At 62.9% G+C, this 1,031-nt stretch carries 1 pseudogene; it reads left to right on the top strand.

The window, feature by feature from the left end:
• Positions 1-843 (top strand): annotated as a pseudogene (locus tag PVW46_RS03595) (hypothetical protein); the annotation flags it as partial.
• Positions 844-1,031: the final 188 nt, after the last annotated feature.

Here is a 1,031-nt window from a genome sequence, read left to right as displayed (position 1 = left end):
CAGGACCCGGTGAACATCGCCAACCAGGCCGCCATCGGCTTTACCTTTGCCGATGCAGAGGTCGGGCCGGGCGTGACCGGGACGGATGTCACCTTTGACTACACCATCACCTCCGATGGCGGCGGCACGCCGGTCACCGGGTCCGGCACGATCACCAGCGCGACCCAGCAGGTTACGGGCCTTGACCTCTCCGGCCTGGCCGACGGCACCCTGACGCTGAGCGTCACGCTGACCGACTTCAAGGGCAACACCGGCGGGGCCGCGACGACAACCGCGACCAAGGATACCAATGCCCCGGTCCTGGCCATCGACACCCCGATCGAGGGCGATGACGTGATCAACGCCGCCGAGGCGGCAACGGTCGTGATCTCCGGCACCTCCAGCGATCTGCCCGACGGCGCCGACGTGGCCATCGCGGTGGCCGATGCCGCCAGCGGCAGCGTCACCGGCACGGCCAGCGTCACCGGCGGCACATGGTCCCTCACGCTGGACCTGACCGGCCTCGCCGATGGCGCGCTCAGCGTCACCGCCGACTCCACCGACCCGGCAGGAAACCCCGCGCCGCAGGCCACCGCCAGCGCGTCCAAGGACACGGTTGCGCCCTCCGGCTACACCGCCACGCTGGATGACGATCCGGTCAATGTCGCGAACGAGACCGCCACCGGCTTTACCTTCGCCGGGGCCGAGGTCGGGGCAACCTATGCCTTCACCATCACCTCGGACGGCGGCGGCGCGCCTGTCACCGGCACCGGCACCATCGCCACGGCGACGGACCAGGTCACCGGGCTGGATCTCAGGAAAATCAATATGGTCGGAAGAACCCAAGTTGTTTTTAGAGGGTGAAAAGAGAAGATTGAGCCTCTATCGAGCATCTCATCCAGCATTTATAACTGAAGCAATTTTAGGGTAGGCTTAAGATATTTTGAATTTCGTTAATACTATAAGTGCTTAAATTTCAAATAAAGTTTGCTTTGTGGTCGCTTAGGGCGTATAAAGCTAACTCGTTGATGCGGGATGGAGCAGTCTGGTAG

Origin of the sequence: Mameliella sp. AT18 (genome assembly GCF_028807275.1) — a bacterium.
Taxonomy (GTDB): Bacteria; Pseudomonadota; Alphaproteobacteria; order Rhodobacterales; family Rhodobacteraceae; genus Antarctobacter; species Antarctobacter albus.
The sequence above is the reverse complement of the archived record's forward strand: the minus strand, read 5'-3'. Positions and strand labels throughout refer to the sequence as shown.